This is a genomic window from Castellaniella denitrificans (assembly GCF_042653765.1).
GTDB lineage: Bacteria > Pseudomonadota > Gammaproteobacteria > Burkholderiales > Burkholderiaceae_B > Castellaniella > Castellaniella denitrificans.
In genome coordinates this window covers 1-24,662 of the sequence record NZ_JBHSEZ010000007.1, presented here as the reverse complement: position 1 = coordinate 24,662, position 24,662 = coordinate 1, and the positions used below count along the sequence as shown (strand labels likewise).

The following is a 24,662-nucleotide window of genomic DNA, read 5'->3' as shown; positions in this document are numbered from 1 at the left end:
GGCCATACCATGCCTGCATGTCCCATACCCCTCTCCACCTCATCGAGCGCGCCGCCCACGAGGGCGCATTCGGCCAAAACCTGACGCCTGAACCGTCGGAAGCCCAGTGCCGCGCCGGCAACTACAAGGTGGGGCGGGTGAGCCTGTACGGCCTGAATCTTGCCATCGAGCAGCCGCGCGGAAGCACGCGCTCCGGCGTGGATGAAAAGACTGGCAAGGCGTGGTCTAGCCGCATGGCGGCGCACTACGGCTACATCGGCGGCACAACCGGCGCGGACGGCGACGGCGTGGATTGCTTCATCGGCCCGCTACCCGAATCGGAGCGGGCCTACGTCATCAACCAGAACATCGGCGGCCAGTTCGACGAGCACAAAGTCATGCTCGCCTTTCCCGACCTGGCATCGGCGCGCGCCGCCTACTTGAACAGCTACGAACGCGGCTGGGACGGGCTGGAAAGCATCGTCCCGGCCTCTCTTTCTCAACTCAAGTGGTGGCTGGACAACGGCGACCTGAAGAGCCCGCTTCGGGCCGACACCCTACCCAAGGAAGGACTTGACACCATGAAGAAAACTCACTGGAACACCGACGCGCTGCCCTACGACACCACCTTGGACAAGGTGCTGTACGACATCCGGCGCTCCGACAGCGGCGAGGGCCTTCTTCTGGATGCCGTGACCGCCCAGGAAATCATCGACGACGCCGATGGCGCACTGGCCTTCGACGCGCTGGTGACGCCCTACGCCAAGCTGGAACGCCGGATGGAACTGCTGCGCGGCATCATGGAGCGCACCGGCGACAAGGTGAAGCCAATCGCCCTGCAAGTCACCGACCCGTTCAAGCAGCGCGGCGTCGCCAACGTGGCGGCCATTTTCGAGCTGTCCGACGGCCAGACCGTGACCATCTTCTTCCACAACCCCGACGTGACGCCGAACAAGATGGCCCCGGCGGACGAGGTTATCTCGTGGAAATGGCTGCTGAACAAGAAGGACATCACCATCGTCGTCGCGCCGGAGCGCGGCGCCGACCTGAACATCCGCGAGGTGGCGCGCCGCATCATGCGCCTGGCCGAGAAGAACAGCGAGGCGTTCCAGCGCGTGAATGCCACGCGCGCGGCCCGGATGCAGAACATCCAGACCCTGAAGGACGAAATCACCACCCTGGAAACCGAACTGGCGACCGCCCAGCACGAGCTCGAAGTGGCGAAGGTGGCCGCCGAGGGCAAGCCGGAGTTCGACCCGACCACGCCCGAGGGCTACGCCAAGGTGCGCGGCGACGAAGCCCTGCAACTCTACTGGCAAGACCGCCTCGACGCCTTCTTCCAAGGCCGCATCGTTGCCGTCCGAAATGCCCTGCGCGCGCTGGGCTGGGAGGGGCGCGAGCCGAGCGACACCCGCCTCTACAAAGGCGAAGCCGAAGTGCAGCCGACCTTTACGCACGTCGGCGCGGGCCGCAACGTCGCCGGCTGGGCCATGAACGGTATCGACGACGACCTGACCAAGACCCCGGAGGACTACGCTGCCCAGGTGGATGCGGCGGCGATGGCCGAAGTGGCGCGCCGCGTGCAGGCCGCGAAGGAGGCGCAGCAGAAACCCGACATCACCTATCGCAACAGCGCCGACGGCCTCTTCACGTCGTTCTTCCCGAGCACGCCGGAAGGCGAAAAGGCGTGGAACACTATCAACGCCACGCCGGGCGCTGAAGGCGGCAAGGTGCTGGCCGCCCATGCCGCACCGACCATCGCGCAACTGCGCGAGGCCGGCTACACCGTGGCCGAGGACACCAGCCCGGCGACGACGCCCGAAGAGGACGAAGCCCTGCTGAAGGAGCTTGGCGGGGACGAAGCTGCTGCCGAGCAGGCCAAGAAGTCGGCCAAGTGGTGGGAGGGCTCTTTCGGCGAGAAATACGTCGCCGTGTACCTGCTTGGCAATTCTCGCGGCAACGACTACCTGACCCTGACCGAGCAGGGCAGCACCTACTTGGCCCACGTCAAGGATGGCACCCTGGGCCGCGAGCGGGTAGGCACGCCCGCCGAAATCGTGGAATGGCTGCGTTCCGATGTGTTCGTCGGGATGGGCGACGCCTTCGCCGGGAAGTCCCTGACCGTGGATGACGTGCGCGCCAAGCTCAAGCTGGTCAAGGGCGAGGACATCCTTTTCGGCAAGTCCGCCGGCCAGCAGGACGACGCCAAGAAGCTGATCGACGCCTACGTGCAGTCGTTCGGCGCCGCCGCCGCAGTGCTCAATGCCGCCGTCGCGGCGGTGAATTGGGACGGCATCATCGACACCCAGACCATGCGCACCGAGCTCGACAAGCTGGGCGTCGCGTCGCGCACCGGCCAGTACGACATCATCGGCAAGGCTTCGCAGGCGCTGGAAGCCGGCGGCATCAAGACCTGGGACGAGCGCCTTTCCAGCCTGCGCGAAGATCCCGGCTTTGCCGCGTGGAGCACCGCCCTGGACGCCGCTGCTTCCGCGCGCGACCGGATTCAGTCCATCGCCAAGGAACGCCTGATCGCCAAGGGCACGTCGGAAGTCGCCGCGCTGACCCCTGAAACGCCGCTCGCTGACGTAGCCGCTGCTGTCTTCCACAAGGCCGGCATCGACACCGGCAGCCAGACCCCGCAAATCGTCGCCGCCATCGAGGCGAAGGACGCCGCGCTGGCGTGGAGCATCTTGAGCAATCTCGACAACAAGTCCAGCGCCGAGATTTTCGAGCGCGCCACGGGCATCAAGCTGGCGAAGACCCAGCGCGACCGCCGCCCGCAGATCGACGAATGGGCGGGCATCACCGCCGAGAAGCGCGCCGAACTGGAGGCGCAGCGCAGCGAGGCCCAAGAGGCCAAGCGCCGCGACGACAACCTGAAGTGGGCATGGAACGGGCTGACCTCCATCAGCGTGCGTACGACCGACGGCACCGTGAGCAACGGTCAGGACTTCGTGAAATCGCTCTTCGAGCAGGGCTTCGGCGAAGTGGTGGCACGCAAGCGCGGCGCCGCGACCTCGTACTACGTGCGCAAGGGCGACCGCATCACGGGCCTGAAGAGCAAGAACTTCAACGGCTTCCTGAAGGCCGCGCTGGCCTTCGGCGGGCTGCGCCAGGCGCTGGAATCGCTGGGCGTGGCCGAACCGCAGTCCGAGAAGACCGACGCCGAGAAAATCGCCGCCGTCGATGAAGCCTACCGCTTCACCAGCGCCACCGACGAGTTCAAGCTCTGGCTGTCGGAATCCGTGCTGAAGGGCGACTACTCGCCGTTCGTGACCGCGAAGGGCATGGATGAGGCCGCCAAGCGCCACGGCGCGGAAATCGAGTGGGGCGAGTTCGCCGGCGCTGCGATGGATTCCGTCCATACCATCGCCGGTGAGCAATTTGACGGCGGCGAGTTCGACACGCTGCGCGCCATGAAGAAGAACCCCAAGATCGAGGACGGCGATGTGCCGTCCAAGGCGTCCCGAGATTCGCTGGTGGAGCGCGGCTACATCGAGCGCCGTGACGGCTACAACTGGCTGACGAACGAGGGCCGGGATCTTGTCGCGTCGCTCGACGACACCGGCCACGCCGTCGCTGCCCTGCAACAGGCGCTGGATGTGGCGAAGAACAACGAGCCCATCAACCGCACCGAGGGCAACACCGAGCAAGCCGACCTCGAAGCCGAAGTAGCGGCCAGCATCGAGGAAGCCATCGCCATCCTGACCGAGGGCGACTATGAGCCGGACGAAGCCGAAGTCGGCGCCACGTTCGACGTGGAGACGGCCTTGGACAGCGCCGCCGGCTTCGAGGTGGAAACCGAGGTGCGCGCCATCGCGGCTACCAAGTCCCTGCTCAACGACTTCGGCACCTTCCTAGCGTCGGATGCGAAGTTCGCCGCCGCGCTGGATAGCGCGCGTGAAATCTCCACTTTCGATAGCGCCATCGTACCGCTGCGCTCCGTGATGTCCTTCGGCGCATCGCTCTCCGGCGTGGAAATGACCACGGATGAAACCGAGCGCATGAGCACCTTCGCGCGCGACGCACGCGCAATCAGCGACCGCCTGACCGGGCGCGCTGCCGCAACGCCGGAGAAGTCGCCCGTGCTGGATGGCGTGGATGACGACGGCTACGTGGGCAAGGTCAAGAAGGGCGACCAGGTGCTGGGCCGCATCGACATCGGCGACGACGGCAAGGCGATGGTCTATGTCGGCAAGGCCGGCGACGAGCGCGTGAAGGGCAGCGAAGGCCGTCCGTTCATGTATTCCGAGGACGACGCGCCGGAAATGGTGGAAGCCCTGTTTGCCGCGGAGGAAGCGCCCGCTGCCGCGCAGGCCGAAGCCTTTGTCGGCCCGGCGAAAGACCGCATGGACGCGCTCAAAGTGCTGACCGACACCGGCATGAATCGCTGGATGTCGGAAGGTCAGAACAAGGCCGTGATCGCCGGGCTCATGGGCGAGGAATGGCAGTTCTTCGCGGACAAGATGAAGGAGCTGGCCGGCGTCATCGCCGCCATGCCGAAGACCTACGACCAGAACGGCAAGGGCGACGAGGCCGTGGCCCACCTGCACTACTTCCGTGGCGCTGGCGACTGGTACATCACCGAGAAGGACATGGAGGGCGCCGGCACCGAGCAGGCGTTCGGCCTGGCCGACCTGTACGGCGATGGCGGCGAGCTGGGCTACATCAGCATCTACGAACTCACGGAGGCCGGCGTGGAACTGGACTTTCACTTCAATCCCAAGACCATCGGGCAAATCCGGGGCAAGACCGCCGCCGAAGAGCAGCCCCAGCAGGCCGCAGCCCCGGAAGCGACGCCTGCCGCCGCTGCACCTGCCAGCGATACCGCCCAGGCCCTGCGCACCTTCGCCGCCGCCACCAACAATGAGCTCTACGACCCCGACTACAACGGCGGTGAATGGATGATCGAGGCGGTGGAGACGCAGGAAAGCATCGCCGACTTCGTGGCTGCGTCCGCCAACTACCAGGAATCGACCGCGCCGAAGTTCGGCGAGATTGCCGGGTTCAAGTTCGTGGCCTTCTCGAAGGTGCAGGTGCGCAAGGGCGACCAGCGCCGCGAACTGTCCGTGGTGGACTTCGGCTACGCGCGCTTCACGCTCAATACCGACCTGACCAACTTCAGCTACGAGGTCTGGGACGGCACCTATCCCGACAAGACGGCGGCGGCTGACCAGAAGGAGGTTGATCGCGCCCTGTTCCAGTCTGTCATCGACGGCACGGTGCCCGACATTCTGGCCCCTGACCTCGCCGACACGCTGGAAGCCGCCTTCAACCGCAACCAGGACGACCCCGCGCTTGTGACCCTGTTCGAGCAAGCCGTGGCCGCCTACCAGAACGCCATGCTGGCCGCTACCGCCAACCTCTCCTGAAGGGAAGAAAGACATGCTGAACCGTATCGCCTTCGATAGCGCCGTGGGAAAAGGTGGCGTGCTGGCACGGCTGAAACTGGTGGGCGAGCTCGCCCGCGTCAAGGCGGGTCTGAAGGATGCCGACAACGCGCTTGCGCGCCTGAAGCTGGCCGCGCGCGCGAACCAGATCCGCGTCGAACTGGGCGCGGCCCAAACGGCCTCGGTGGGGGGGCGCTACCGCCCAGGCTGAAACTGCCGCGCCGACGGATGCCGCCGCCGGCGATGATGCTCCGCCCGCACCGCGCAACCAGACGGCCCAGTATTACGAGTTCGACCCGAACCGCAAGCCTGCCCAGCGCAAGAAGGACAACACCGAGGCGATGGCTCTGCTTCGTCGCATCGACACTGGCGAAGTGGATGCGGCGCGCCTGACGTCGGAAGAAAAGCTGGTTCTGGCGAAGTATTCCGGCACCGGTGGCGCGCTCATCGGCGCCGACGGCAAGAAGGGCAGCGCCTACGAGTATTACACCCCCAAGCCCATCGCCGAAGGCGTCTGGGAGCTCATGGGAGAGCTGGGCTTCTCCGGCGGCAAGGTGCTTGACCCGTGCGCTGGCGTGGGCGTCTTCGGCGCGACTGCGCCCCTGTCCGCCGCTATCGACGCGGTGGAGCTGAATGAAACGTCGGGCCGCATCAACGGCCTGGTGAATGATGGCCCCGGCTACACCGCGACGGTTTCCCCGTTCGAGAAGGTGGCCGCAGCCACGCCGGACGAGCAGTACGACGCGGTAGTGACGAATGTCCCCTTTGGCGGCGTCGCTGACCGTGGCGGGAACCAATTGCTGGACAGCCGCTACCAGAAGGAGCCGCTGCAAAACTACTTCATCCTGCGCTCGCTGGAAAAGCTGAAGCCGGGCGGTCTGGCCGTGTTCATCACGCCGCCGCGCTGCGTCTCCGGCAAGGGCGGCAAGGAAGAAGAGCTGCGCGTCAAGTCCAGCTACGTCGCGGAGTTCCTGGGGGCCTACCGGCTCCCCAATGCCGTGTTCGGCACGGCTAGCGCGGACACCATGACGGACGTGATCGCGTTCCGAAAATACAGCCGCGACACCCTGGACAAAATCGCCGAGCTGCGCGAGCAGTCCCCCAAGGTGCTGATCGAGACGAACGTGCAGTGGCAGCCCTTCATCGAGGGCCGCTACTTCGACGGCGAGGGCAAGCGGTTCGTGTTGGGCGAGTTCGTGCCCAAAGACCCGGCCAAGTTCCGCGATGTGGATCGCGTCATCACCAAGGCCCCCATCAGCGAAATCGCGCGGATGCTCAAACGCTTCCCTGATTCGCGCGTGAATTGGGACGTGCTGGGCGAGGCTGAAACCACGCCCATCATCTACCGCGACGGCGACACCATCACCCAGGCTGGGCAGACCCTGCAAATGCAGGATGGCCGCTGGGTTCCAATGGCGCGCAGCGAGGACAGCGCCAGCATGGCTGACATGGTGGGCAAGCTGAAGAGCCCCTACGATGCCTTCGAGGCCGCTATCACCTGGCCGGACGCCGAGAAGTGCGTCAATTACATGGTGGAAACCTCGCAGTCGCTGGACATTCCCGACTGGCTGCGCGGCGCGATGGCCGAGATTCGCCGCCTGAAGACCGATGCTGACCGCGCCCAGTTCTGGAACGCCGGCATCGTCGGCATGGCCGCCGCCCAGGTGCTTCAAGAGCGCCTGGGCGAGGAAACCGGCGTCAATTTCTTGGCCGAGTATCCGGCCCTGTCCGACGCCATGCAGCGCGTCGCCGGCGTCGCCAAGAAGCGCCCGTCGGCGCTGGGCGGGAAGTTGCGCGACGGCCTGCTGACCATCGGCAACCACTACCAGAAGAAGACCGGATTTTCGGCAGTCTGGCGCGGCGACGTGCAGCAGGCAGCCCCGAGCGTCGAAACCACGGCGGATTCCACCTTCGAGGGCTTGCGCTGCTCGACCAGCGCGCCACCTTCTACAGCTTCATCCAGACCCAGGCCGCCAAGGCCAAGGACGCCATCGCCCAGTTCAACGGCAAGAAGTTCATCGAGGAACGCCCCCGGCCCGGCCCCATGACAGACGAGAAGGCCATTGTCGGGCACCGCACCATCAAGGACACCGCCGGCCAGGAAACCGAACTGCTGAAAATTCAAGTGCAGGCCAAGGTCATCGACGGAAACCGCGTGGTGATCGACACCATCGACCCCGACACGCAGAGCGCCTTCGAGGCCATCGCCGAAAAGCTGGGCCTCGACCTCGACGTTTCCGTGCCGCCGAAGCTGGCCGCCATGCTCGAAAACTTCCAGCACGAGCAGGCCAGCCCGCGCGGCATCGACGAAAGCGGTGCTACGGCGTCCATCGTCAAGCAAATCGTGTTCTGCGACATTCTCCCGCTGCACAACAAGATCAAGCGCCTGCTGACCCGTCGCGCCGGTATCCCCTCCGCTGCCATCGCCGTCATCACGGGCCGCACGAACAACTCGCCCGACGAGATTCTTGCGGTGCAGGACGGCTTCAACGCCGGCGGCGATGACAACAAGTACCAGACCGTCATCGCCAACGAGAAGGCCGAGGTGGGTATCAACCTTCAGAAGGGCACGCAGGCAATCCACCACCTGACCATCGGCTGGACGCCGGATAGCCTGGAACAGCGCAACGGGCGCGGTGTGCGCCAGGGCAACAAGACCCAGCGCGTGAGCCTCTACTACTACGACGCCGACGGCACCTTCGACACCAGCAAGCGTTCGATGGTGAACAAGAAGGCGGACTGGATCGGCCAGGTCATGGACGTGAATGGCTCCGGCAGCGTGGCTGTCACCGGCGGCCTGTCGAAGGAGCAGATGGAAGCCCTGATCGACGTGGTGGGCGACGCCGATGCTATGCGCCGGATGCAGGAAACCATCGCGGTCAAGGAAGCCCAGGCGCGCGCGGCCAATAACCGCGACCGCCAGATGATTAACCTGGACACCATCCGCAAGCAAAACGCCTTCCTGAACGACAACAAGAGCGCGGACAGCTTCATCATCCGCAAGGTCATCGGCCTCTGGAAGCTGGAACGGCAGGCCGCGACCCTGCGCGACCGCATCAGCAACCCGAAGGCTACGGCTACCGCCGTCGCCAAGAACGAAAGCCTGTTGGCCGAGCTGACCGCCAGCATGGGCGGCCTGCGCCGGCAGATCGAGGAATCGGCGACCCTGTTCCGTACCGAGTGGCGCGCCGGCGGCCAGGTGAGGGAAGCGGCCACGCTGGACGCCTTCTTCTCCGCGTTGCGCAGCAACCCGAGGAAGCAGAAGGACGACGACATCGAATCCATGCTGCTGGGCCACACCTACCCGGCGTTCGCCATCGAGGCGACCGAGGGCGGCCCCATCACCAACGAATGGCAGGCCGAAGTGGATATGGCCCAGTCCATGATCGCGGAATCCAAGGCCAACTTCGCACGCCAGGCCGAGGAATCCGGCGGCTACCCGGCGAGCGTAGCCGAGGACATCGCCGCCGGCAACGGCATCATCTACAACGGGAAGCCGCTGCTGGACGGCACCTTCGTCCGCGTGAAGGGCGGGCTGGCCGTGCTGTCCCTGGTCAAGGGCGTCCCGCGCGCCTTCGGGCGGACGCTCAACGGCCAGCCGCTGGCGGCCAATACCCAGGACGTTCTCGCCGGCGAGTGGGTCTATCGCGGCACCGCCGACTACGATGCCTGCATCACCGACGCCGCCAAAATCGAGGACAAGGTGAATAGCGGCGGCACCATCGAGAACGGCTTCAACGAGGTCGTGCCCGAGGTGGCGCAGCGCCGCAAGACCGAGGCACTGGTAGCGTATGCCACGCATTCGTACATGCTGCCGCAGCCATTCTTCCCCTACGTCATTCCCCCGCGCGATGCCAGCAAGACCACGGTCATGCAGCGCATCTTCGACAGCCAGAAGGCCATCATCAGATCGTTCGACGAGGCTGGAAATTTCGTGGTGCCCAGCGATGCGGCAGTGGAGCGCATCGGCGGTGGAGCCTATGGCAACAGCGCCGACAAGCACCGCGCCGCGATGCGCGAGTTCGCCACGGCCAACGGGTTGAAGATGACCATCGCGGACTTCGACAACTTCGATATGTGGGTGCAGAACGAGATCGAGAGCAATGTCTCGCTGGATGCCCTGAAGGCCGCGCTGACCGGGGAGAGCGAGCCGGAAATCATCGAGCAGGCTTCCGCCTTCATGCGCGCGGCGGCGCCGTGGTTCGACTGGCAGGCGAAGGATCCGGCCAGCGACTATCTGCCGTACCAGTTCAAGCGCGCCATCGAGGAAGCCGTGCGCAAGGTGGTGACGGGCGGCCAGCCCAAGGGCGACCTGCCGAACGACGTGGTGGGCATCAAGGGCAACACCCGCGCCTGGAAGGAAACCATCAAGCAGTGCGCCGGCGTGGCCGGGAGCGGCAAATTCAAGTGGGATGGAGACGCCCTGACGTGGAACGTGTATCGTTCGACGTGGGAATACCTCATCAAGACCTACCCGAAGGCGCAGGAGCAATTGGAGCTCGCCCCCGCCACCCGTGAAATCTGAAGGGAAACATCATGGCCTACACCGAATACAAGTTCGACAAGGACACCATCAAGGCTCTGGTGACGGAGCGCGCGGCTGGACTGCGCGCGAACCGGGGTTTCTCGAACCTTCTGGGCTTCGGGCTGAGCGTGGTGGCGGAGCGGTTGCAGAAAGACCCGCGCCGCTACCGTGACTATGGCCCGTACTGGTGGGCGCTGAAGGACGAGCTGAAGGCGGGCGGGTTCGAGCTGGGCGACCAGAGCGACCCGCTCATCAAGCGGGCCTACCAGGGCGAAAGCGGCGAGGAAACCCTCATCATGGCCGACGAGTTCCGCACGGCCTACCTGGCGTCGAACATCATCTACAGCAACCAATTCCTGCTCGACGCCAACAGCCCGGACTTCTACACCCTGTTCGACAAGGACATGGAGTTTCCGACGCAGTAACCCTTCTCATGGCGCGGCGGTTGCCCGCCATTGCGCGTCCTTTATCGTGAGGCGGAAAACGGGCCGATAGTGGCACGGCGGGGCATCCTACCCTTGCCGCATGGCCGATATTTCCAACACCCCCGTTCCGCCCAAGCCCGGCTTCCTGGCCCGGCTTGGCCTGTCCCGCAAGCGGTGGGCATCGTCGCACATCGCGCCGGCGCAGCAAATCACGGCTTCCGATGCCTTCATGTACGGGGCCGGAACGACCACCATTGCATCGCTTCTGGGTTCCGGCAGCAAGGGGGCGCGGGCGCGGCAAATCATCTACGAAAAGTGGTCGATGATGGAGGGCGACCCCATCATTTCGACGGCTCTCATGCTGCTGGTCACTTCGGCCCTTGGTGGGCACGAAACCAATGGCGACCTCGTTTTCGTCGAAAAGAAGTCCGAGACGAAGAAGGACAAGCGTCTTTCCGCCATCGTCGATGACATCGCCGCCGAGCTGGCGCCGCTCTTCAACAAGACGGCCTTTCAGGCGGCTTACATCGGCGGCGCATTCGGGGATTCCTACGCGCGCCTCTACACGAACTCGCGCGGCGTGGTGGACATCCACATGGACGAAACCATCCGCCCACCGATGGTGCAGCCATTCGAGCGCGGCAGCCGCACGGTGGGTTTCGCCGTCTATACCGGCGAGCGAGGCTTCGAGCGGCTTGACGTTTCGCAGATGGCCCGCTTGAAGATGCCGCGCGTCCAGTGGGTGCCGCAGTACGGTGTCGTCGAAAAGGCGGTGCGCCTGGCAATCTCCGAGGACGACATCGACAGCCTGCCCATCATGCCAAGCATGGTCGGCGGCTCTCTGCTCTACAGCGCCGAAGGGCCTTACGACAATCTCACGGCATCCCTGCTGGGCTTGGTCGGGCAGAGGTGGATGGATTCGATTGACGAGCAGATGGTGGCGGTCAATCTGGAATCCATGAACCTCGATCAGCAACAGCGGTTCGTCGAATCGGTCAAGGCTATGCTCATGGCGTCGAAAGCCTACGCCGAGCAGGCCGTGAAAACTGGCCGCCCGGTCATGGAGCGGATCCGCCACATCATCCCGGTTTTCAACGAAAAGCAGCTTTCCACAGTGGGGCCGGCGAACGGCGGCGCACCTGGCCGCGCTGCGACCATCAGCATCGAGGACGTGATGCTGCACGCCCGGATGCTGGCCGGCGCGCTGGGCGTCGATTTGTCCATGCTGGGTTTCGCTGATCAGCTTTCCGGCGGGCTTGGCGAGGGCGGCTTCTTCCGCGTGTCCGCGCAGGCCGCCGAGCGCGCGCGCATCATCCGCGTGGCGCTGTCCGACTTCTTCAACCACGTCATCGACATCCACACCATGCGACGCTACGGCGTGGTGTTCGACCCCAAGGAGCGCCCCTGGACGATCAACTTCTTCGGGTCTATTTCGGCCCTGGAAGCCGAGAAGCAGCGCACGCGCTCTGATTCGATGAACGCGGGGATGCTGCTGGCCCAGGCCATGCAGATGATGAAGGAGCTGGGCGCGAGCAAGGAGGTGATGACCGAATTCCTCGTGAAGACCATGATGCTTGACGAAGACCAGGCCAAGCTCTACGCCAGCGTCGTCGATGCTAAACCGCCCGAGGACGATGGCGGCATGGGCGGCGGCGGGTTCGGTGGCATGAGGGGCTAACCCATGTCCCTCTACAACAACATCGCGGAGAGCCTTTCCAGTAACGGCCTGTTCGGTTCAATCAAGTCGGGCCTGAACTCCGTGCTGGGCAGCGCCGGCAGCGCGGCGTCCGATGCCCTGGGCGGCGGAAAGTTGGCGAAGACCGTAACCAGCATGGGCCAGAGCATGGCGTCGAATGCCGCCATGAACCTGGTCAATAAGTACGTGCCACTTCAGGCCCAGCGCATTATTAACGTGGGCGGTGGTGCCCTGGGCGATGTCCTGCAAGGCAACTGGGAAGACGCCGGGATGCGCCTGCTGGATTCCGGCCTGCTGAACGATCTACTGCCTGGTATGGGCGGCGTTGCCTCGCAGACCATGTATTGGGGCTCGCCCACGCCGTTGTTCGGCGGCATCAGCCCGACCGAGGCGCGCAACATCTACGACGACATGCGCGGCCAGAAACTGGCGAAGAAGAACCTCTGGCTGATCGAGGTTTCGAGCCGCCTCAACGGCGATATGTCGCAGCGGTTCAACCTTTTCGCAACCGAGGTCGAATACGAGCCTTTCATCATCGCCGGCGAGAAGCGCCGCGTCGGCGGTGCCGTCATCGACGCCGTGCAGGGCGCGGAGCCGGTGGAACTGCGCCTGACGACCATCGACGACCAGCAAGGCACGCTCAAGCGGTGGTTTGCGGCGCACCACGGCGCGGCGGCCCCGCGCGACGGCACGGTAGGCGTGCCGGACAGCTACGCCATCACCATCAAGGTAGTCCATGCCTTCATCACCCGTGGCAGCAACCGGGGCGGATATGAGGACATCGGCATGTTCCGTCCGGCCAACATGGCATTGAGCCTGTCCCGCCGCGAGGACGGGCTGGAAGAGGTGCAGATGTCCTTCTCCCAACTCGACACCTTTATGAGACCGTAGCATGGCGCTCAAGCACGACGCACAAGGCTTCCTGACCGGCGACCCCATCGACATCGGGCGCGCACTCAAGGTCTGGGACGACATCCACGACGACGTGCGCGCTATCCGGCGCGCGCTGACCAGCGGCGCATCCGGCGGGCCTGCACGGCCTGGCCGCGCCGACAAGACCGGCAACGAGGTGGCGCGCCCGATGGCGCCCGCCCCGAGCACTCCCCGCAGTTCCAGCCAGATCCCGGCGCTGCTGCGCAAGACCGCCACGCCGCAGACCGGCGGGGCCAGCGCCAGCGCAATCCGCCGCGATGCCCAGGCCGTAGAGGTTGCCGGGCAGGCGGTGGCCGCCGTGCGCGCGGCCAGCCAGGCCACGCAGCGCGCCATCGCCAAGCCGGTATCGCGCGACGGGCGCGGGCGCTTCGTGCGTGGCGATGGGCGCAGCGGCTCTGGTGCGCCCGGTTCTGGGGGTGGAAATGGTGGCGGCGGTGGTGGCGGAGACGGAGAAGAAACCGGCGCGCTGCGCGGCGTCGCCGACCGCATCGCTGGGGCCATCAGGGAATCCGGCAGCGGCATGGAGGAAGCCGACCCCGCCGTAAAGGCCATGAACGAGGTGGCGCGCCCGATGGCGCGCGGCTACGAACTGCTGACCGGCGGCAGCCGCGAGAAGCGGCAGGAAGGCTGGTTGCGCCGCATTTGGACTTCGCTGACCGGCTTCCGCAAGGACGAGACGACCTTCAATAAGGCGGCCAACAAGAGCCTGAAGAACATCGAGGAAAAACCGGACGACGGCGCGAAGGGTGGGTCTGGCCTTCTGGGCGGCCTGTTCGGCGGCCTTGGCCGCGTGCTGACGCGCATCCCGGTTGTGGGTGGCCTGCTGGGTGCAGGCGGTGGCTTGCTCAAGGGCGCGGGCCGCCTGCTGGGCTTCGGGGGCAAAGAAGCTGCCGCAGCCAGTGGAGCCGCGAAAGAAGCCGGTCTTCTGGGCAAGGCCGGCGGCCTGCTGAAGGAGGGCGGCGCGCTCTCCAAGATGGGCGGGCTGCTGAAGCGCGTCCCGATTCTGGGGGCACTGCTGGCCGGCGCGGGCGCAGCAGCGGACGTGTATTCGTCGGAATCCGATGACACCCTGTCACGGCGCGAGAAGGACAAGAAGACCGGGGCTGCCGTCGGCGGGTTCGCCGGCTCGATGGCTGGCATGGCCGCTGGTGCGGCTGGCGGCGCGGCGCTGGGCACGCTAATCTTCCCCGGTATCGGCACGGCCATTGGCGGCGCTATCGGCGGCGCCGTGGGCATGTTCCTGGGCGACGACGCCGGGAAGATTCTCGGGGACACCGTAGGCGGCTGGGTCAATGACCTGCGCGCCGCCGACATCCCCAGCATGATCGGCAACGCCTGGAACGAGGTCAAAGTCACGGCGCTGGGCACCTTCGACTGGGTGAAGTCCGGCTGGGATTCGGTGGTGGGCTCCTTGCAAAAGGGCTGGGACGCCACCATGACTGCGTTCGCCGCCGTGGGCGACACCATCAAGAAAGCCTGGGGCGGCTTCGTCGATACCGCGAAGGCTGGCTGGGAATCCGTGTCCGGCGCGTTCGCGTCGGCCTACGAAGGGCTGAAGTCCCTGCCCGGTATCGGCCCAGCCATCAAGGCCGCCGAGGCTGGCGCGCGCAAGATCGCCGAGGTGGCAGGCGCGGTGAAGGATGGTGCCGTCGAACTGGGTGGCAAGGCTGCCGATGCTGTCCAGTCCGGCGCGAGTACCGCATGGAACGCTACGAAGAACGCCGCCGGCAGCGCGTGGAGCGGCACCAAGGACTTCGCCGCCAGCATGGTGCCGCAGGGCCTGAAAGACCGCATCGCGGCGCGGCGCGCGATGGAAACCGGAGCCGACTACAAGCAGGGCAACATAGCCGGGCTGGACGACGCCCACACGCGCGCGCTGGTGGCTTCCACCGCCGCAACCGAAAGCGCCGGCGGCAAGCTCGACGTGGTGAATTCCGCCGGTTACATGGGCCGCTACCAGGCCGGCGCAGGCTGGCTGGCGGATGCGGGCCTCATCAAGGGCGGCAGCTCGGCGGTGCAGGCCGCCATGAAGGCCGACGGCTTCAGTAACGAATATAAGTGGGGCCAGGCCGGCGGCATGTCGAAGTTCCTGAAGAACGCCGATAACTGGAACGGCGGCATGAGCTACGACAAGTACCTGGGCAGCGCCGATGCCCAGGACGCCGCCTTCAAGACCAACTCCGACAAGTCCTACGCCCGTCTGCTGGCGCGCGGCGTCATCAAGGAGGGCATGAGCCAGGACGAAATCGCCGGGATACTGAAGGCCCGCCACATCGCCGGCGAGGGCGGCGCGGCGCAGGCTGCGCGCGGCGAATCCGGCCCATCCGACGCCAACGGCACGTCGGCCCTGAAATACAAGAACGACCTGGCCGCCGGCAACATCTACGCCAAGGCGTTCGCCGGCCCAGATGGCGCTCCGGCGACACCCGCTGCGCCCGCGCGCCCGTCCATCGCATCGGTGGCTGCGCCCGCCGCGCCGGTGGTGGCAAGCGCCAGCGCGCCGGTGGTGCCGTCGGCGCCCAGCGTGCCGTCCGTGCCCGAGGCCCCGCCGGTGACGGTGCCGATGGCGTCCAACGATTCTGGCAAGCCCATCCAGGTATCCATGCCGTCGCCGGACGTGGGCCAGGACGTGCGCGACCGGGGTATCGCCCACGTCGCCACGGGCGGATTGAGCGCATAGCGAGCCCGGCCCGGAAAAAACCGTGATTCCTGTAGTTGCCAGCACCGCACACTTTGGGTATGGCGACGATCACGGGAAAAGACATTCAGGAAATGGTGCGGCACTGGCTGAACACGCCGGTGGAGGGCTATTTGGGCTCCGGCTACGGCCAGGACGCCAAGGCCCTGCTGCAACTGCCGCAGGCTGACGGTGCGCCCGAAGCCTTCCTCGAAAAGATGCGCCAGGACATCCCGGCGCTTCAGGCTCTTCCCCCCGGTTCGCTGAACCTCTACGCCGTGCGCACACCCCCGGACAGGGTTGATCTGTTCGTGGATGTGGCCGGCGTGGCAATTCAAGTGCCAGGGGCATAGAGTATGTACACCAAGGCAGACTTCCAGAAGAAAATCGCCGACACCATCGGCAACTACCAGTCCATCGCGCCGCTGTACCAGGCGGGCGACCCGCGCACCCTGCAACACCTGGACGCGATGGCGACCATGCTGGCGATGTTTTCCGCCCAAGTGGAAACCGCCCAGGCCGAACCCTACGACAAGGTGCGCGATTCGACCGTGCTTGCCGACGCGGCCATGCGCGGCATCATCCGTAGCGGCACGCCGGCGCGCGTGCGCATCCGCGCCATCAACGGCGGAACCGAGGACTTCACCGTGGAATCGGCGCGCACGCTGCTGGATTCGTCCGGCCTGCTGTACCGCGCGGAAACCCCCATCACCATCCCACCGGGCGGCGAGGCTACCTTCGAGGCCAGCCAGCTTCGCGCCGTGACGATCACGCACACGGTTTCCGGCAGCGAGCCGTTCTATGCCGTGCCTGTGCCGGCGGCGGACGACGACGCCTTCCTGTGCTCCATCGCCGTGAGCGACGCCCAGGGCGAGTACGCCTACCGCAATCGCTATGTGAATACCGAGGCCGACGAGCGCGTGTTCCACGTCGAAGCCGACGACCGCCAGCAGGTCTATGTCCGATTCGGCTTCAGCGGCGTGGTGGGCGTGCAGCCGGCGGACGGGGCCGAAATCACCCTGACCACCTACTACACCAACGGCGCTGTGAGCCCGGCCTTCGGCAGCCCGTTCTCGTTCGAGTACCTTGGTTCGCCGCTGGAAGCCGTCGTGGAGCTCAAGATGGACGCGCTCTTGCAGCCCGGCCAAAACCCCATGCCCATGTCGGTGCTGCGCGACCTCGCGCGCTACCCGTCGGTCTATGACGACAACGCGGTGTTCCTGGGCGAGTTCGGGTTTCTGGTACGCAAGAAGTTCCCGAACCTGCAATTCCTCTCGATCTGGAACGAAACCGAGGAAGAGCAGGCGCGCGGCGCGAGCCTCGACAACATCAACGCCCTGTTCGTGGCCTGCCTGTCCGAAGAGGGCGGCGAAGCCGTGCTCGAAGAATCGGATCCCGCTGTGCCCGTGGCGCCGGTGAAAATCGCCGAGGATGACCTGACCGAGACGCAGCGCACCATTCGCGCCGCGATTCTGGCCGCCGACAACAGCTACCGGGTCTATTTCTTCACGCCGGTGCGCTCGAAGATCGCCATGTCCGTGAGCGCGCGCGTGAGCACGTCCTACGTTGCTTCCGACGTGCGCCAGAAAATCATCGAGGCCGCGCTGGGCGAGTTCGGCCAGGCCGCCGCCGCGTCGCGCCGTGGGCGCAATCGCCCGCTCTACAAGCGCGTGTATGAACTGCTGCGCCAGAAGGTGGCGGCGCTGGCAAGCGGCGATTCCGACCTGACCGTGAACATCGTGGAACCGCCGTCTCTGGCCGCACGCCCTGAAATGTGGCGCTACGTGTCCGCCGACAGCCTGGCCGTGACCGTCGAAACGGCAAACATCGTCACGCCCACCTGGGGCGGGTGATCGCCATGTCCTTTGACTTCTCGAATGCCCAGCTCCCGCGCCTGCTGCCGCTGGAAAACAGCTATGCCGAAAACGATGTCGAAGATGACCTGAAGCGGCTCTTCCTCGACCTCTTCAACGACATGCTGGCCCCGGATGTCTTCGACGTGAATGTGTCGGGCGCTGCGCACCTGGGTTCGTTCGACTTGGTGCGCAAGGCCGTCAACACCGACGGCCTGGTGCTGCTGCAAGGCGACCGCGAAGAGGCGGCCACGCGCTACCTGTATCGGGCATGGAAGTCGGGCGACGTGCAGGGGCGCGGCCTGCACTTCCTGAAGACCTACCTGCAAATGCTCTTCCCGAACCAGTGCGAGATTGAGCAGCTTTGGCAGGACAAGGACTATCCGTATCCCACCGCGCTCTACACCTCGAAGCCGAGCTTCGCGTGGTGGCTGCACCAGGTCGGCGAGCCGGGCCTGAAGCTGGACGGCACCTGGGGCCTGGGCCGGCGCATCGAGGATGCTGACGAAAGCCGCAAGGACAGGGTGGTGGATACGAGCGGCATGTTCCTGACCAGCCGCATCATGATCTCGCTGGGCTTCGACGTGGATACCCAGTCCGTCGCCAAGCTCATCCAGATTATCAAGGACGTGATTCCGGCGCGCCTCGTTCCGGTATTCCGCTTCTGGCTGAACGAATCGTTCCTGCTGACCATCCTCGCGTCCTACAAGTTCTGGATGCGGAAGGACATGCTGGCGCGCTACCCGTGGTGCGGGCGCGTCATCACCGATGAACCATCCGGGCGCTGGAAGCTGGGCATCGACGGCGAGCTCCCGCGCCTGCCGCAGCCGTTCGGCACCTTCAAGCTGGGCCACAAGTACGGCCAGAAGTCGAACTGGCACCTGCACAACTGCCGCGTCACTGGCGCGCAGCGCGTGACCATCACCGCCGAGGCCCCGGCCTGGCGCGTCGAAACCCTACCGCTGGAAGAGTTCGAGTACGTCACCCCGCCGCCACCCACGAAGCTCTACCACCACACGCGCCGCCTCGATGGCGGCTGGACGGTGGGTAGCGGCCTGCACATCGGCGCATTCCTCCTCGACGGCTCGCACCGGCTCACCACTCGGAAAATGACCGAATACCCGCGCTTCGGTCAATTCAAAATCCGCAACTACCAGCAGCCCGTCCTGCTGCCGACCTCTCCCGCGCGCCTGACGCTCTCCGGCGCATGGAAGCTGGGCGGCCCCAGGAACGCGGAATTTGAGTTCTACAAGATCGAAGGAGCGTGACCGTGCCCGAAGCCGTAGTCGCCGATAGCTACCGCCGCCGCGTCGCCGCCCACATGGCCGGCACTGGCGTACTCAAGCCCATCGCATTCATCGCCTACGGCGACGGTGGCCACAACCCCGACAACACCGCCAAGCCCGCCGACAGCGGCGCCGCCGGCCTCTACCACGAGGTCAAGCGCAAGCCCGTCACGGCCTTGGTTCAAGAAGACCTGTATTCCGCCACCGGGAAGGGCGTCGTCGAATCCGACGACCTCAATGCCGGCGCTCTCTCCGAGGCGGCCTTGCTCGACACCGACGGCAACCTTGTTTGCTGGAAAACCTTTGCGCCGAAGTACCTGGAGAACGGGGAAACCTATGGCGTCAATCTGAAGATGCGATTCTGAAAGGAGCTCCCCCCATGTCCCTGCCCAACCAAAACATCACGCCGATTCCGAACAACGAGCCGGATGCCGTCCCCTCGCTGTGGAACACGCGCTACCAGGAAATCGACGAGAACTTCGCCGCCCTCGACGAGCGCCAGGTAAGCGTCGAAGACGAGCTGAACGCCGCCAAGGGCGATGCGCCCACCTTCGCCGACAAGATGAACCAGGTGGCGCAGGCCGTCGCAGACCTGGGCGGCGACATCGGCGACTTGCAGGGCATGACCGCGCCCATGCTGGCGCGTGCGGTGCGCCTGGACTGGGACTATTCGGGCAACAACATCAGCCTTGAAATGTGGGCCGGCGAATACACGCTGACCGACACGCAGCCCATCGCCGTGACCTCTGCCGTCGCCGGCGACGATTCCATCGACGTGACCGACAGCAGCTTCTTCACGCCCGGCCAGAACTATGTCATCTACAACGCGACGCACGCCGAGCAGGTTCATGTCAATGCTGTGCTGAACGGCACCCGCATCCGCATTTCTGACCCGCTGGCAAACGCCTACGGCGGCGCCGGCGCGTTCCTCGCGCGCACCTCGTTTGCCGTCGCTAACGGCACCGCGCAGGCCAAGCCGGGCGCGGCCTACTTCTCCAAGCCCATCAATCTGGGCTTCGATGGCGTCAAGCGCGCCGTCGTAATCCGCCGCACGCCCACCGCATCCGTTGTGAACGTCGATTTTCTGATCGATGGCGACTGGGTGTCCGCGCCGCTGGCATGGACGCGCGAAGGCGGCAAAGTGCCGGCGGGCTACATCGACTGCGAGTACGAATTGCTCGTCAATGGCGACACCGCGCTGCGCGTGACCGTCGTGGGCGGCGCTGGCAATACCGAGATCCAGCACATCATTGGCCTGGGCTCCACCACGGGCCTGCGCGGCACGCACACGCCTCCGCTCAAGCCTGCCATGTCCAACCCCGTCGATGGCGCTGAAAACCTGACCGACCGCCCGACGCTGGGCCTGACCGGCTACGTTTCGCCCACCGATACGCCCGTGGGCGCCGTGCAATTCCAAGTCTCCGCCACCGCCGACTTCGCCGAGGTCATCATCGACAGCGGCACGCAGGTGGGCGGCCTGTCCTGGCAGGAAATCGGCCTGCGCCTGCAAACCAGCCATGACTACTTCGCCCGTGGCCGCGCGCGCGACGCCGAAGGCGCGTGGTCGCCGTGGTCTGACCCGGTTTCGTTCTCCACCGCCGCGTCGTTCGTGTATGTGCAGGCCCCGTCGAACGTTGGCCCGGCCAACAACCTGACCAACGTCGCCGACACGCCCACGCTGTCGTCCAGCGCCTTCGCGGTCTATGCGGGTGCGGACACCCAAGCGGCGGCCCAATGGCAAATCCGCGAGGCCAGCGCGTCCTACGACGCCTCCACCTACGACAGCGGCGAGGACGCCACGCACCTGACCTCGCTGACCGTTCCTGCCGGCCTGCTGAAGTCCTCGAACACGCAATACTTCTGGCGCGTCCGCCACAAGGGCGCAACCATCGGCTGGTCGGAATGGTCGGTGGAGACGAAGTTCACTACGAAAAAGATTTTCGGCACGGTGATCGGTATCGCTCTGGTTTCGACTGGCGCGACTTCCGGTTCGTGGGCACGCATCGACGAGGACGGCAACGCCAAGGCCACCGATGCCGCCTTCTTCAACGCCCACCCGACCTATGCCGGTATCGTCGATCAGACCCTGGACAGCCAGGCGATGGTGAAGGTGCCCGCCTTCTACATCAAGACCGGCATCGTGGCGTCCGGCGCCTACGTCGGAAAGAAGGCCATCTGGGTTTCGGACAAGAAGGAAACCGGCTTCGAGATTCACCCGGCTTTCAAGAACGCCGGCGCTGACCTGGCCCAGTATTGGGTCGGCAAGTATCAGGGCTCGAACGCCTCCGGCAACAAGCTGGCGTCCGTGGCTGCCGTCGGGCCGCTGGTTTCCATCGACTTCCCGACGATGCAGGCCCGCGCGAACGCGCGCAACACCGGGGGCGTTACGGGCTTCTCGCTGTGGAACATCTACCAACTCTCCGCCATCCAGATGCTGGCCCTCATCGAACTGGGCAACCCTGACGCCCAGACCTTGGTCGGCCAAGGCAACTCGAACAGTTCCGGCGCTACCAACGTCGATGCGTCGCCCACCTCGCAAGCCTCGTGGCGCGGCATTATCGGCCTCTGGTCGAACGTCTGGCAGATGGTCGATGGACTGCAAACCGACGCCAGCCTGAAATACAAAATCTGGGACAAACAGGGCAACAAGACCTACATCACCACGAACCAGGTGGCGCCGTCGGCTTCGGCCTCCTACCCGGTCACGATGTCCGTGGATGCCGGCGCGAACTACGACCTGTCGCAAGTGTTCCTGCCCGCCACCATCGACGCTTCGGCCTCGAACGGCACGTATGCGGACGCCTTCTGGTCGGCTGCGAACTGCGTCGCCTATCACGGCGGCAATTGGGGCTACGGCGCGTACGACGGGCTCTTCTGCCTGAACGTCAACAATCCCGCGTCGAACGTCAGCGCGTCTGTCGGCGGTCGCCTCGCAAAGGTGTAATGGGTCATGTGACCTGTGTCATGTAGCAGTTGGGCGAGCGCGCCAAGCGCGCCGCCCCTCTCAAGAAAGGAGCAGTAAATGCAAATCGAAAACGGGAATCTGGTGGTGGAAGTCGAAGGCTCCACCATGACCGTGCCGCTGCCCGAGGTGGCAACCGCCGCCAAGGTCAAAGCGTACCTCGTCCCCGAGGCGTACCGCCCCGGTCGCCTGTTCATTTCGGTCACGGTTCCCGGCCAGCCGGAAGACGTGCCGGCGTGCAGTCAGGATCTGGTCGAACTGCTGGGCGAGGACATCCTCGAAGCCAGCGACGCGGCCATCCTGAACGCGGCGAAGGCGGCCAAGCTGACCGAAATCAACGCCGAGTGCCAGAAGGCGGTGGCCGCGCTGGCTGCCTACTACCCTGACAGCGAAGTGCAGTCCTGGCCCCAGCAGGTCAAGGAAGCCACGGCGCTGGCCGCCGACGCCGGCGCGGACGCTCCGCTGCTGACCGCCATCGCCACGGCGCGCGGCCTGCCGGTCGCGGAGCTCGCCTCGCGCGTGCTCGACAAGATGAACGCCTACGCGGCGGCCTCCGGCGTGCTCATTGGTCGGCGTCAGGCCGCCGAAGATGCCATCGGCGCCACCGCGTCCCTGGAAGACCTGTCCGCCATTTCCTGGTAACGGGCGGGCGCAAGGTGAAGCAGTATTGCGCCCGAATCGCCCTGCTGCTGGGCTCCATGCTGATGACGCTGGCGGGCAACATGCTGGCGCTGGTGTCGGCTATCGGTGGAAGTGATCGCGCTTTCCGGGTGGCCGTCTCCAACGACCAGACCTTGAACGCCGCGCTTGCCGGCAGCGAGGATGAAACCATCAGTAGCCGGGCCGGGAAGGCCGCTCGCTCTGGAAAGCGGTGGGGGTGCATCCTGTGCAAACTGCTCGACGCCTTCGACGCCCAGCACTGCCAGAAAAACATCGAAGAGGATGAAGGGGAAAGGCTGACTTGAAAAACGACGCATACCTGAAGCTCATCACCAAGTTGGAAGAGCTCGATGCCTACACGCATACCGTGCTGCATCAGTTCCCGAAGCTGGAAAGGCACTTGCTTTGCGCGGAAATGCGGGCGGCCATGAATAAGGTATGCCGCCTGGCCGTCGTGGCGTGGAAGCGCCGACAGAAGGCTTCGTCGCTTTTCGACTTGGACGTGGAAATCGAGGTGTTCCGGCACTTCATCCGCAAGGCCCATCGCCTCGAATACATCAACACGCATCGCCTGGAAGTCTGGATGAAACACACGAACGAAATTGGCCGCATGGTCGGCGCGTGGATCAAGCACGAAGGAGCCGCCATGTCGTAGAGCACCACCCCGGTTTTTGAACGGGCAAGGGCTTATAACGGCGGCAATTGGGACAACGGCGCGAACGACGGGCTCTTCTGCCTGAACGTCAACAATCCCGCGTCGAACGTCAACACGAATATCGGCGGTCGCCTCGCAAACGAATAGTGCCAGAAGGCGCGCGGCCCACGGGCCGCCGTCCAGTGCATATCCTTTGGGGCCTTTGTCCTGACCATGTTGTCGAAGATGAACAGGGCGCTGCGGCCAGTAGCCGGGAAACCGGCGGACGTGGCAGCACCCGACCACACTGAATAGGAAGACATGCCGCGCACTGTGAATGGTCTTTGGGACGAACTCACCTCCTTTGAAAATCTGCACCTGGCCTACATGGGCGCCCGCGATGGAAAGCGGTATCGCAACGAGGTAATGCAGTTCGCGGTAGAGGCTGAAGAGCACCTCTTCAACATCCAGAATCACATGCTCTGGAAGACTTGGAAGCCCGGCCCGCAACGCGAGTTCGTGGTGCGCGAGCCCAAGCTACGCCTGATTCAGGCGCCACCGTTTCAAGATCGCGTCGTCCATCATGCCCTTGTGCAGGTGGTGGAGCCGCACTTCGAGCGCCGCTTCATTTTCGACAGCTACGCTTGCCGCGAGGGCAAGGGAACCCAGCGCGCCGTCATGCGCGTGCAGCACTTCTTGCGCGTGGCGAAGCGGAACTGGGGCGACGGCATCTACGTGGTGAAGGCGGACATCAGCAAGTATTTCGCCAGCATCCAGCATCACATCCTCATGGACGAGGTGGAGCGCGTCATTGCGGATCCCGACGTGCTCTGGCTCTGGCGGCAAATCATCAGCGGCTACGGCCACGAGGCCGGGCTGGGCCTACCCGTCGGCGCGCTGACCAGCCAGCTCGGGGCTAACGTCCTGCTGAACCGCCTCGATCACATCGCCAAGGACGATATGGGCCTGCGCTTCTACGTGCGGTACATGGACGACTTCGTGGCGGTGGTGAAGGACAAGGCCGAAGCGCAGCGCGTGCTACAGGCCCTTGGAAAGGTCGTCAATGCCCTGGGCCTCTCGCTCAACCCGAAGACGGCGATTCACCCGTGGCAGCGCGGCGTGGACTTTTGCGGCTACCGCATCTGGCCGACGCACATCCTCCCACGCAAGCGCAACATCAAGCGCGCCCGCGCGGACTTTCTCCAGCTTATGACCCAGTATTTCGCCGGCGAAGTCGATCTGCCCGACGTGCGCCAGCGCGTGATGTCGTTCCTCGCCTATGCGAAGCACTGCCAGGCTCACCGCACCGTCGAAGGCGTGCTCGGCGACTTGGTGCTGGTGCCCGGCCTGCGCGACATCCCCGCCAAGCTGGCGCTGGGCGGCTGAAGGATGCGCCAAAGCAGGGGAGCAGGTATCATGATCGCTTGCCGCCCACCTGCTTTTTAGGCTGCATTGTTGAACATGGTATTTTTCATGGTATTGGAACTTGTGCCACAACTGAGAGCCGCGTAAATGCTGGCTATGTTCCTCTTGTTGATAATTGAGTGGGAGTGATCCCGCGTCTGGCAATGACTGGCATATAAAAGCACTAAACACCCCTGAAGCCCGCGTAAATGCGGGCTTTTTTGCGTCTGCGTCT

The 24,662-nt window shown here is 65.1% G+C and carries 17 protein-coding genes; all 17 read left to right on the top strand.

The window, feature by feature from the left end; genetic code table 11:
• Positions 1-17: 17 nt before the first annotated feature.
• The 17 genes from ACFO27_RS09885 (at position 18) to ACFO27_RS09805 (ending at position 24,409) form a co-directional block, all read left to right on the top strand.
• Positions 18-5,354, top strand: coding sequence for a defense against restriction DarA-related protein (locus ACFO27_RS09885; RefSeq protein WP_376817192.1), 5,337 nt, complete (start codon positions 18-20; stop codon positions 5,352-5,354).
• Positions 5,355-5,367: 13 nt separating this feature from the next.
• A complete protein-coding gene (locus ACFO27_RS09880) occupies positions 5,368-5,583 on the top strand; it encodes a hypothetical protein (RefSeq protein WP_376817191.1) in 216 nt (71 codons plus the stop codon).
• A gap of 130 nt (positions 5,584-5,713) precedes the next feature.
• Positions 5,714-7,420 carry an N-6 DNA methylase gene (locus ACFO27_RS09875; protein WP_376817190.1) on the top strand — a complete coding sequence of 569 codons (1,707 nt, stop codon included), beginning with the start codon at positions 5,714-5,716 and terminating at the stop codon, positions 7,418-7,420.
• Positions 7,417-9,897, top strand: coding sequence for a hypothetical protein (locus ACFO27_RS09870; protein WP_376817189.1), 2,481 nt, complete (start codon positions 7,417-7,419; stop codon positions 9,895-9,897). Before ACFO27_RS09875 ends, ACFO27_RS09870 begins: the two co-directional genes overlap by 4 nt.
• A gap of 11 nt (positions 9,898-9,908) precedes the next feature.
• The gene (locus ACFO27_RS09865; RefSeq protein WP_058379112.1) at positions 9,909-10,322 is read left to right on the top strand and encodes a hypothetical protein; all 414 of its coding nucleotides are present in this window, start codon (positions 9,909-9,911) and stop codon (positions 10,320-10,322) included.
• Between the two features lie 100 nt (positions 10,323-10,422).
• Entirely contained in the window at positions 10,423-12,000 is a 1,578-nt protein-coding gene (locus tag ACFO27_RS09860; RefSeq protein ID WP_150585969.1) for a hypothetical protein, read from the top strand.
• Between the two features lie 3 nt (positions 12,001-12,003).
• Complete coding sequence (locus tag ACFO27_RS09855) at positions 12,004-12,909, top strand: hypothetical protein (protein ID WP_058379110.1); 906 nt, start codon at positions 12,004-12,006, stop codon at positions 12,907-12,909.
• A gap of 1 nt (position 12,910) precedes the next feature.
• On the top strand, positions 12,911-15,631 hold the full coding sequence (locus tag ACFO27_RS09850) for a hypothetical protein (protein ID WP_218918963.1): 2,721 nt from the start codon (positions 12,911-12,913) through the stop codon (positions 15,629-15,631).
• Positions 15,632-15,690: 59 nt separating this feature from the next.
• A complete protein-coding gene (locus ACFO27_RS09845) occupies positions 15,691-15,981 on the top strand; it encodes a hypothetical protein (RefSeq protein ID WP_058379109.1) in 291 nt (96 codons plus the stop codon).
• A gap of 3 nt (positions 15,982-15,984) precedes the next feature.
• The gene (locus ACFO27_RS09840) at positions 15,985-17,481 is read left to right on the top strand and encodes a hypothetical protein (RefSeq protein WP_058379108.1); all 1,497 of its coding nucleotides are present in this window, start codon (positions 15,985-15,987) and stop codon (positions 17,479-17,481) included.
• 5 nt (positions 17,482-17,486) lie between these two features.
• Complete coding sequence (locus tag ACFO27_RS09835) at positions 17,487-18,749, top strand: hypothetical protein (RefSeq protein WP_157125796.1); 1,263 nt, start codon at positions 17,487-17,489, stop codon at positions 18,747-18,749.
• Positions 18,750-18,751: 2 nt separating this feature from the next.
• Positions 18,752-19,132, top strand: coding sequence for a hypothetical protein (locus ACFO27_RS09830; protein WP_064675089.1), 381 nt, complete (start codon positions 18,752-18,754; stop codon positions 19,130-19,132).
• A 14-nt stretch (positions 19,133-19,146) separates the two neighbouring features.
• Positions 19,147-21,711 (top strand): hypothetical protein, encoded by a 2,565-nt coding sequence (locus tag ACFO27_RS09825; protein ID WP_376817188.1) that lies wholly within the window; start codon positions 19,147-19,149, stop codon positions 21,709-21,711.
• Positions 21,712-21,789: 78 nt separating this feature from the next.
• Positions 21,790-22,371, top strand: coding sequence for a hypothetical protein (locus ACFO27_RS09820; protein ID WP_376817187.1), 582 nt, complete (start codon positions 21,790-21,792; stop codon positions 22,369-22,371).
• A 56-nt stretch (positions 22,372-22,427) separates the two neighbouring features.
• Complete coding sequence (locus ACFO27_RS09815) at positions 22,428-22,694, top strand: hypothetical protein (protein ID WP_376817186.1); 267 nt, start codon at positions 22,428-22,430, stop codon at positions 22,692-22,694.
• On the top strand, positions 22,691-23,044 hold the full coding sequence (gene avd / locus ACFO27_RS09810) for a diversity-generating retroelement protein Avd (RefSeq protein ID WP_058379103.1): 354 nt from the start codon (positions 22,691-22,693) through the stop codon (positions 23,042-23,044). The genes ACFO27_RS09815 and avd overlap by 4 nt, the downstream gene beginning before the upstream one ends.
• A gap of 300 nt (positions 23,045-23,344) precedes the next feature.
• On the top strand, positions 23,345-24,409 hold the full coding sequence (locus tag ACFO27_RS09805) for a reverse transcriptase domain-containing protein (RefSeq protein ID WP_376817185.1): 1,065 nt from the start codon (positions 23,345-23,347) through the stop codon (positions 24,407-24,409).
• The last annotated feature ends 253 nt before the right edge of the window (positions 24,410-24,662 follow it).

Coding starts and splice junctions, on each gene's coding strand:
- ACFO27_RS09845 (WP_058379109.1), top strand. CDS start 15,691: ATGGCGACGATCACGGGAAAAGACATTCAGGAAATGGTGCGGCACTGG.
- ACFO27_RS09840 (WP_058379108.1), top strand. CDS start 15,985: ATGTACACCAAGGCAGACTTCCAGAAGAAAATCGCCGACACCATCGGC.
- ACFO27_RS09805 (WP_376817185.1), top strand. CDS start 23,345: ATGCCGCGCACTGTGAATGGTCTTTGGGACGAACTCACCTCCTTTGAA.
- ACFO27_RS09885 (WP_376817192.1), top strand. CDS start 18: ATGTCCCATACCCCTCTCCACCTCATCGAGCGCGCCGCCCACGAGGGC.
- ACFO27_RS09820 (WP_376817187.1), top strand. CDS start 21,790: ATGCAAATCGAAAACGGGAATCTGGTGGTGGAAGTCGAAGGCTCCACC.
- ACFO27_RS09850 (WP_218918963.1), top strand. CDS start 12,911: ATGGCGCTCAAGCACGACGCACAAGGCTTCCTGACCGGCGACCCCATC.
- ACFO27_RS09880 (WP_376817191.1), top strand. CDS start 5,368: ATGCTGAACCGTATCGCCTTCGATAGCGCCGTGGGAAAAGGTGGCGTG.
- ACFO27_RS09870 (WP_376817189.1), top strand. CDS start 7,417: ATGACAGACGAGAAGGCCATTGTCGGGCACCGCACCATCAAGGACACC.
- ACFO27_RS09860 (WP_150585969.1), top strand. CDS start 10,423: ATGGCCGATATTTCCAACACCCCCGTTCCGCCCAAGCCCGGCTTCCTG.
- ACFO27_RS09825 (WP_376817188.1), top strand. CDS start 19,147: ATGTCCCTGCCCAACCAAAACATCACGCCGATTCCGAACAACGAGCCG.
- ACFO27_RS09815 (WP_376817186.1), top strand. CDS start 22,428: ATGCTGATGACGCTGGCGGGCAACATGCTGGCGCTGGTGTCGGCTATC.
- ACFO27_RS09855 (WP_058379110.1), top strand. CDS start 12,004: ATGTCCCTCTACAACAACATCGCGGAGAGCCTTTCCAGTAACGGCCTG.
- ACFO27_RS09865 (WP_058379112.1), top strand. CDS start 9,909: ATGGCCTACACCGAATACAAGTTCGACAAGGACACCATCAAGGCTCTG.
- ACFO27_RS09875 (WP_376817190.1), top strand. CDS start 5,714: ATGGCTCTGCTTCGTCGCATCGACACTGGCGAAGTGGATGCGGCGCGC.
- ACFO27_RS09835 (WP_157125796.1), top strand. CDS start 17,487: ATGTCCTTTGACTTCTCGAATGCCCAGCTCCCGCGCCTGCTGCCGCTG.